This window comes from candidate division WOR-3 bacterium, assembly GCA_039801245.1.
Taxonomy (GTDB): domain Bacteria; phylum Hydrothermota; class Tepidihabitantia; order Tepidihabitantales; family Tepidihabitantaceae; genus JAOABP01.
Window position 1 is genome coordinate 19,823 of sequence record JBDRUF010000024.1, and the last position, 8,793, is coordinate 28,615.

An 8,793-nucleotide genomic window follows, 5' to 3' on the forward strand; every position below is an offset into this window, starting at 1 on the left:
AATTTTTATTTATCTATTTGATTTTTGATAAGATAGAAAATTTTCTGGGGTAGGTCCCCTCCACCATTTCCTATCTTGTTTCGGTTGCCGTCATAATCGGGTAATGGTTTAACAAACTGTGAGCCAGGAATTCAGAACCAGAAACTAACTTGAGGGTATTTTTTAGCGCAGGAGGAGTGCCCTTTGGGTTGAGGAGAAGGATGATGTTTCAAGTTTGATAAAGTATACACCTTGAGCCAGATTTTCTGGCTCCCACAAGAGCGAATGAGTTCCAGCAGGCTGGTTCTTCTGGTCGAGGAGGGTTCCCACGGTTCTGCCGGTGATGTCGTAGGCGGTGATGATGACCCGAGAGGGAGCGGGTAGAAGGTAATGGATGTTGGTCTTTTTGTTAAAGGGGTTGGGGGAGAGAAGGAGATTGGGAAAATCAGTTTTTGAGATTTGACCGGTTTCTTCAATCCCGACATTGTTGTTAAACCATTCTTGAACTCGCTCGCAGGAGCTGATATATGATTGAGAGTCAGGTGCGGCGATAAAGGCAAATGCCAGGCGCTGTCTGCCGTTAGGAGCGAGATTGAATGGACCGCTGCTGATACCAACAGACCAGTTGAAGGGGCGGTCGCTATTCTGAATTCCAAGCCTTCCGGTCAGGGCGCGGTATTTCATATCATCGGTCATTGCGGAGTCGGGATAGACATAACGGTTGTGGTCAATGCAGGTCAGGTTTGCCGGACTATGAGGATAGAGCAGTTTGACGCCGAAGTAGTGCCGGGAGGAGTTGGCATTGCGCATAAGGGCGGTGTTCAATTGAGGCAGGGTGTAGGCAAGGTCGTGGAGCCGATCAGTGGGAACGACATCAAAGTCGGCAAGGATGCCGGAGAAAAGGCTGTCAATCGCAATTGTGCCGTTATTGAAGATGTCATAGACAAGGACAACTGTGTTGTTGAGTTCGGGCTGGCTGAGACCAAGGGCAAGCTGCTCAACAGTGATGTTTTTCGGCTGGGGATGGGCACCATCATTGAATGTTGAACGGAGGAGTTGGGAAGCATTGTAGAGAGGGAGCAAGGAGCGGATGCTGTCCTGAAGTTGCCAGTCCGAGTCAGAGCCATTCTCGCTGTAGAAGCGGTCAACAAGGTAATCCTTTGAGTTGCCGATGACAAAACTGGCGATGTTCAAGCCGCTGGTATCGGTTTTGGGATAGCGGAAGCCTCGGCCCTGGCGGTTTTCAGCCGGGTCATAGCCAATGGTTCCGCGCGCGGTTATGGAAAGGGCGCAGGCGCCGGTATCAATGTCTGCCCAGATTCTGCCTGGATAGCCAATGGTGATTGCAAAACAAAACTTAGATTCATTCTGGTCAGAACGGATGATAGCAAGAAATTCTGGATTGGAACCTGGTTTGGCAGAACTTTGAGCGGTAACGGTCAGATTATCGGTTAATGCCGAGTCCTGGGCAGAGATGTTGCCAAGGGTGGCGACAGAATCAATAATTGAAATCTCCGGACTTAAGGTGCGGAGGATAACGGTTGTGTTTGTTGCCGGAGCCAGTCCGATGTTTTTGATGAGGAGGTTGAGTCGGGCGGTTTCTCCGGGTTCAAGGATGTGGTTCGGGTTTGCCCCGGTAGAATCGTTAATCTCTTGGCGGGTGCAGATTAGGACCGGTTCTGGGTCTCCTTGCAGGACAGTTAGCAATTTTTCCCGGGGCAGGTTGTTGTGGCGAGTTGCTGTTATTGAAAGTTCACCAGTGGTGAGCGGGTGAATATCGAGGTTAACCTGACCGCTACCTGATGTTGTTCCTTTGACGAGCACTTCGCCATCTTTGTATGCGGTTACGAGCACGCCGGCAGCCGGGCTGGAGTTTTCTGTTACCGTTACCGTCAGAGTCTGGGAGCCGGTGAGGATGGTGTCAAGCGTGGAGATATTCAGGGAGTCCGGGGTATCGGTCCAGATGTCAATCGTCGGGTCGCCAAGGAGGTTGAATTCGGTCAGGCACCAGCGCCAGAGGGATGAGTAAAGTGCAGCAGGGGCATACTCCTCTCTTGAGCGGTTGTGGCAGGTTCCTAACCGGGACTCGGTGAGGTTGAAGAGGTAGTCATAGAAGCGAACGCACAGCTTTTCTGAAGGTCCCATTGAAGGTGGGGTTCCCCAGCCATAGCGGGAGTTCATCATTACGGCGATGGCACCACCGTCTGCGCAGTTGAGCGCAACCTCGGCAAGGCAGTCTTCAGCCTCAAAATTGCCTGGGTTGCAGGCAAGAGAGGTGATGATGCTGAAACGGTTCTGGTTCTGTTGTCTTGAGGCGTAGCTGGTGGTGTAGATTGGGGTGCCGTCTTCGTCATACACACCGGCTTCGTTGCCATGACCTGCCGGGTCAAACAGTAAAAAGCCATGGTCAAAGGAGTCGGCAACAACCCTGGCGCTGGGCGGGTTTTCCAGTTTGCGGTCAATCCAGCCGGGGGGAGTGAGATCGGCGATGGAGTCGTTGACAAACCTGCCATGGTAGCCGATTGAACGCCAGAGCCAGCCTGAGGGCAAAAGGCTGCGCTGGATATAGTCCGGTGCCGGGCTGTTCTCAAAGGCTTGCACCTTGGCGATGAAGTTTTCAACCTGAGTCTGGTTGTCAACCGAGGCTCTACCGACAAACACATCGGCATAGAGGTCAACCGAATCGTCCATCTCGCCAAAGAGGTTGTTGTGGTTTGAGTCCCAGGAATAGTCAAGGTCGCCGTAGTACAAATCGGTCGGGATTGAACCCTGTTCGTTGCCGACATCAACACGGATTCGCCTTGAAGGAACCTGGCGGTTGTCACCGGCTAAAAGGACATAGATAAGACCGCGGTTGTGAAAGTAGTCGGTGATAAGGTTGCGGATTTTTTCCTGCAGGTCTCTTCCAGGATAGTTGCGCTCAATCCAGTCGGTGGTTTTCAGTTCGGTTTTGAGACCGCGGCTGTTTTTGTATTGAAGGTAGGTGTTGAAAAAGGAGGCAAGTTCCGGGCTGGTGATGAGAAGATATTCAATCTCAGGCTGGTCGGTTTCTAATGCGGGCGGTGAGAAAATTGTTAGATGTTCGGGGTTAATAACCAGACCTTTCAGGCTTTGAAGCATCTTTTCCTTTTGCGCAGGGTAAAGGTTAACCGGTGAGCGGGCATTGGTTTCATAGTTTAATTTGATGTTGAACCGGCGGTGAAAGAGAAGTCTGCCTGAGGCAGGATAATAGGTGAACGGGCAGATGACAAGGCTGACCAGTTTGAAACCACTAGCACTGCCGGTTGAGTAATGGATAAGCATCTCATCAGGGAATGGTCTGTCTGAGGAGTAGATTTCCGGGTCGGGCTGAATAAATGGCGGCTTTTCCTTTTGGGAAATGGGCACTGGCAGTTGCGCAGGCAGGATGTTGAACCTGCGTTGGATTTGTTCAGTGGCAAGCGGTTCAACAGTTACATTAATCAGCCGGGCATCAAAAGGGATGACAAGGGTGGCGGTAATATGGGGAAGGGCGGGTTTGCCCGGGTCAGGGATAAAGATGGCTTCTGAAAGTTCAATAGCATCGTAACCCTGATAGGTGGAGAAACCGAGCCGGTCTTTTTCCAAACTAACCGTTTTAGTAATATTGCCCGCAATCGCGGCGCTGGCAAATATAAAGCAAAGAGCGAAAAGTCTTTTCAATTGTCCTCCTGATAAAATTTTTATGATAACTATTTTAAAGAATAATCAGCCGCTGGCAATAAAAACCTGCTAAATCCTGGTCTACTCCTTTTCTTCTTCCTCTTTTTCTTCTCCACCCTCAAGTTCAATTTTGCCCTTGAACTGGGTCTTTTCCTTACTGAAACCGCCAAACAAAACATTGAGACTGAACCAGGGGTTTGCCTTTGCCATCTCCGGACCTTTTGCTAAGACACCCCGGTCGGCAAACTTCCAGTCACCGGCGAGCGGTCCAAAACAATAGCCGCCCCTGATTTCCACACCAACAAAGGAGATGGGAATGACAATGGCAAGTTGGGGGTTGAGGGTGAAGCCAGAAAAGTCAACGGTTGAGGTGCGTCCGGGATGATGAAGCAGGCTGTCAAAGTTGGGAACGGTCTGGTTATATGGTCCGAGGTTGATTGAGTAGCCACCACCACCAATGCCGAGGGTGGGAACAAGGAGCAGATTTTTCAGATCAAGAACAGCATAGCCGGCACGAAACTCACCACCACCATAATTGACCTGGCAGAAAAGGTTCAGAGATTCTGATGTAACGCTCTGGGTGCCACCCCAGCCCGCACCACCAATCATAATCCGGTTGACGAGCGCATAGCCGCCACCACCAAACATCCAGTGCTGGGATGAAAGTTCTTCCACCTTATTGTCCCTAAATGTCTTGTTGATGTTGTCGAAGTTAATCAGGGCAAGGCTGGGACCGAAGCAACCGTAACCACCGGCAGTGCTTCTCGCAAAAACTGCACTGATTACCGTCAAGAGTAGAACCAGGGCTTTCTTCATTTTTTCCTCCTTTATGATAAAAACTTTATGCAGAATATTAACGCCTAAAAGGGTATTGTCAAGGAAGCAACGAAGATATTTTCCTCTTCAAAATTTGACAGTGACAGTCGCCTTGGTATTTTTATTGGTGTGGCGTAAAAGTCAAAATGGGCGTAAAAACTTTGCACTGCCAGTTTTGTCATTTATATTTTGTATTGCGTGAAGATGTTCTCAGCAAAAAAACATTCTCCGAGAGGTAGGTTCAGCCGCAATTCGGATGAGGCGGGGGGAGGTTTTGTGTATCAGCCGGCAAGGTTCTGCCCCCAGATTAAGTGGCTGGACGAAAACCGCATCCAAATCCTTGAGGGCGGTCTTGCCAATAGGGAGTTGGAGGTAAAGACCGAACTCCTACCAAAGAGCGCCGCTATTTACCTTTACGACCAGAAGGAGATTGGCAAGGTTTTAATAGAGCGCAACCCGCCTGGAACCGGCATCATCCTCTGGGATGCGCTGGTTCATCCTGATTACCGGCAGAAGGGGCTGGCAGGGATAATGACCTGGATTATCTTTCGCCGGCTCTTAGAGGAGCAGGATTACGCCACCTTTACCATCCGGATGGTGCGCCATCTCAAGCCGGTGGTGAATGGAACCGAGCTGCAGAATGTGGGTATGGGTGTGATCGCCGTGCGGCTGGGCTTCACACCAGAAATCAACCTGGAAAAACTCCTCCGCCCGAGCAATATTATCTCGGTTGATCTTTTTCCGGAAAGCCAAGGGACGCCACCCGGTTTGCGCCTTGTCCTCCACTCCGACCCTTTGATTCTCATTATGTTTGTTTTGAACCCGGAGACGATGAGACCGATAAAAGAGGAACGCGTCTATAATGAGATAAAGCGCGACCTGCGTTTGGTGCACTCCTGGGCAAACCTCGGGCTTCTGGTGGTCAATGGCAACTACCTCCTGCGCACACCGCAGATTGACCATTTTGTCAACCGCATGGCGATTAACGAGACCGAGGCGCGCATCTTCAGAGACAAAATTAAGGGTTTGTAAGCAATTTCTTTGGAAGCAAATCATCGCCACAGTCACCAGGTTCAGGCGCGGAGCCTCATTTTGGCCCTTGCTTTGAATTTAAGTTTTGCCGTTGCCGAAATTATTACCGGTTTACTTGCCAACTCCCTCGTTTTGCTTGCCGGTGCGGTGCATGATTTTGGCGATGCGGTTGGGCTCGGGCTTTCCTATGTTGGTCTGCGGCTTTCAGTTCTGCCGCCAAACCGGCGCCGGACATTTGGCTATCGCAAGGTCAGGATTCTGATAACATTTGTCAATGCGCTGGCGCTCGGCGTCTTCACCGTCTTGATAATCCGTGCCGCAATTGTCCGCATCTTCAGTCCTGAGCCGGTAAAAAGCCCGGTGATGATATTGATGGCGGTTGTCGCATTTTTTGTCAACGGGACAGCGGTCCTCATTTTAAAGAAACACCGCCACTCCTTGAACATCCGGGCAGCGATGTGGCATCTGATTGATGACCTGTTGGGCTTTGTTGCCGTCCTTGTTGGTGGCGTTGTCATCAGATTGACCGGCTGGTCAATTGTTGACCCCATTCTTTCCATTGCTGTTGCCTGCCTGGTGATTTTTGGTGTCTGGCGGATTTTTAGAGAGGCAACAAGCATTTTAATTGACGCCACACCCAGGGATTTGAATTTTGACCAGGTGCAGAGGTTTATCAAGGATTTCTCACCCCTGATTGAAAATGTCCATGACCTGCACATCTGGACCTTGGGTGAGGAGGAGCGGGCTTTGATGGCGCATCTGGTGGTAAAGGACAACTCATTGAGCAGTTTTCATCCGCTGCTATCAAAACTGAACTGTGCATTAAAGGAGCGGTTTGCCATCAACCACATCACCCTTGAACTTGAGTGCGAACAGTGCAAGTCAAAGGATGATGTCTGTATTAATTAGCAACCTGTTGTTCATAAGTGTCTTAATTTTAATATATTTAGCCAACTGAAAAATTGCTGCGGGTATCAATGGGGGAGTGACCCCCGGGGTCGATTCCCATCTAAAAGGCGGGGGAAAATTCAACCTGAATCTTTGGCGGGATTGTAATTAAAGAAAATTTGCAAAAACCTTTTGGGATTTTCCCATTTCTGATTATTTTGAATCAAAAGGACAACCGGTTTTATGCCCTCACCCGACGCAGGCGCAGGGAGTTGGTAACAACATTGATTGAGGAGAGCGCCATCGCCATCTCGGCAATTATCGGATGCAATAGCCCGAGCATCGCCAAAGGAATGGCAAGGACATTGTAAAACAGCGCCCAGAAGAGGTTCTGTTTTATTTTTCTGAAGGTGGCGCGGGAGAGTTTGACAGCCGAGACAACGCCGGTCAGTTCACCGCGGACAAGGGTAACATCGCTGGCAGCAATGGCAACATCGGTGCCGGTGCCAATCGCTATGCCCACATCTGCCGCCTTGAGCGCGGGTGCATCATTGATGCCATCGCCGACCATCGCCACCCTGCCAAACTCCCTTTTCAATTTTTCAATCTCCTGCTGCTTGTCTGCGGGCAGGACCCGGGCAACAAACCTTTCTATGCCTGCCTGAAGGGCAATCGCTTTTGCGCCCTCTTCGCTGTCACCGGTAAGCATCACCGGCACAATGCCAAGTCGGGTGAGTTCCAAAATGGCTCCCTTTGCTTCGGGTTTGAGGGTATCGGTCAGGCAGATAAGCCCGAGCGGCTGATTGTCAAGGGAAAGGTAAAGAAGAGTCCCTGCAGTTTGAGGGGTTGATTCGGCAAGTCTGGTCGTATCAATATTGTTTTCCTTTAAAAAACTTAGCTTGCCGGCAAGGACAGTTTTGCCTGCAACCGTTCCTTTGATGCCCATACCGGGAAAGGTGGTGATATCCTTGGCAAAATAGGGCTCAATCTGCCGCCTCTTCGCCTCCTGAAGAACCGCAAGGGCAATTGGATGTTCTGAGCCCTGCTCAAGCGCTGCCGCATAGGCGAGCAGTTGTTTTGGGTCAATGCCCGGCAAAGGAACAATTTCGGTAACCTCGGGTCTGCCTTTGGTGATGGTGCCGGTCTTGTCAAAGACAATCGCCCTGACATCCTTTAAGGTCTGAATCGCCTCACCCGAACGGAAGATGATGCCCTTGCGAGCGGCAATGCCGGTTGCTACCATCAGGGCGGTAGGTGTTGCCAGACCAAGCGCGCACGGGCAGGCAATAACAAGAACCGCAATGCCCGCGAATAAAGCCAGGGAAAGAGGGGAAAGTTCAGGATTGACCCAGGGCAGAAAAGTTTTTGCCCAGAAAAGCACCGGTTTGAGCGCAGGTGCAAAGGCAAACCAGAACAATGCGGTGAAAAGGGCAATTAGAAGGATAACAGGCACAAACCAGGCGGTGATGCGGTCAGCAAAGGCCTGAACCGGAATCTTTTTTCCCTGTGCCTGTTCCACAAGCCTGATGACCTGAGAGAGAAAGGTGTCGTTGCCCACGCGCCTGACCGCAACCCTGATAAAGCCGGTGCCATTGATGGTTGCGCCAATCACCTCATCACCGGGCTTTTTCTCAACCGGCAAAGGCTCGCCAGTTACCATTGATTCATCAATCTCGGTTCTGCCTTCAATAATGATGCCGTCTGTTGGTATCTTTTCGCCAGGTCGGATGAGCATGATGTCACCGGGTTTCAGCCTTGAGATCGGAACCTCAATCTCATTGTTGTCAATGACAATCTTAGCGGTGCGAGCGCCTAAGGCAATGAGCTGCCGAATCGCCTGTGCAGCTCTACCCTTTGCCCTTGCCTCAAGGAACCTGCCAGTCAAATAGATTGCGAGGAGCATGCCTGCGACGCGACCAAGATTTTCCACCTCAAGTCCAAAGATAACAAGGACACCGGAAAAAAGCGCGGCAATTGTGCCCAAACTGATTAAAACATCCATTGTTGCCGAACGCGCCTTGAGCGAGCCGAATGCGGCTTTGAGCGTATGCCAGCCCGGACCAAAAAGGGCGGCCGTGCCCAATATGAGCTCAATTGCGGTCATCAATCTCATCGGCAGATGGAAAAGACCAAAAAGATGAAGCGCCATTAAGAGCATTGCCGGCGCAACCAGAACCCATGCCCAGACCATTCTCATTTTTGCCCGGTGGAGTTCGCGGGCAATCGCCTCGCTTTCATCAACCTTTCTTTGGCGAATTTCATATCCAAGTGCGGTAATTGTCTTTTCCAGCTCGGCAAGCGGTGTTATTTTTGGGTCATACTCAACTACTGCCTCTTCTGCGGCAAAATTTACCTGTGCCAGTTTCACCCCAGCAAGGCGATTCAGCACCTTCTCAA

At 50.7% G+C, this 8,793-nt stretch carries 5 protein-coding genes; 2 read left to right on the forward strand and 3 right to left on the reverse strand.

What is annotated here, in order from left to right; all coding sequences use genetic code 11:
* Nucleotides 1–162: 162 nt before the first annotated feature.
* Nucleotides 163–3,660, reverse strand: coding sequence for a C25 family cysteine peptidase (locus tag ABIK47_04665; GenBank protein ID MEO0019918.1), 3,498 nt, complete (start codon nucleotides 3,658–3,660; stop codon nucleotides 163–165).
* An 81-nt stretch (nucleotides 3,661–3,741) separates the two neighbouring features.
* Nucleotides 3,742–4,476 carry a hypothetical protein gene (locus ABIK47_04670; protein ID MEO0019919.1) on the reverse strand — a complete coding sequence of 245 codons (735 nt, stop codon included), beginning with the start codon at nucleotides 4,474–4,476 and terminating at the stop codon, nucleotides 3,742–3,744.
* A gap of 198 nt (nucleotides 4,477–4,674) precedes the next feature.
* On the opposite strand from ABIK47_04670, the gene ABIK47_04675 reads away from it, so the two are divergent.
* A complete protein-coding gene (locus tag ABIK47_04675) occupies nucleotides 4,675–5,508 on the forward strand; it encodes a hypothetical protein (protein ID MEO0019920.1) in 834 nt (277 codons plus the stop codon).
* Between the two features lie 9 nt (nucleotides 5,509–5,517).
* The gene (locus tag ABIK47_04680; GenBank protein MEO0019921.1) at nucleotides 5,518–6,417 is read left to right on the forward strand and encodes a cation diffusion facilitator family transporter; all 900 of its coding nucleotides are present in this window, start codon (nucleotides 5,518–5,520) and stop codon (nucleotides 6,415–6,417) included.
* A 220-nt stretch (nucleotides 6,418–6,637) separates the two neighbouring features.
* Here the strand turns inward: ABIK47_04680 and ABIK47_04685 are convergent.
* A partial coding sequence (locus tag ABIK47_04685) for a heavy metal translocating P-type ATPase (protein MEO0019922.1) occupies nucleotides 6,638–8,793 on the reverse strand: 2,156 nt, incomplete at its 5' end.

Bases quoted from the DNA above. Each gene is read 5' to 3' on its own strand.
- ABIK47_04670 (MEO0019919.1), bottom strand. From the start codon at position 4,476: ATGAAGAAAGCCCTGGTTCTACTCTTGACGGTAATCAGTGCAGTTTTT.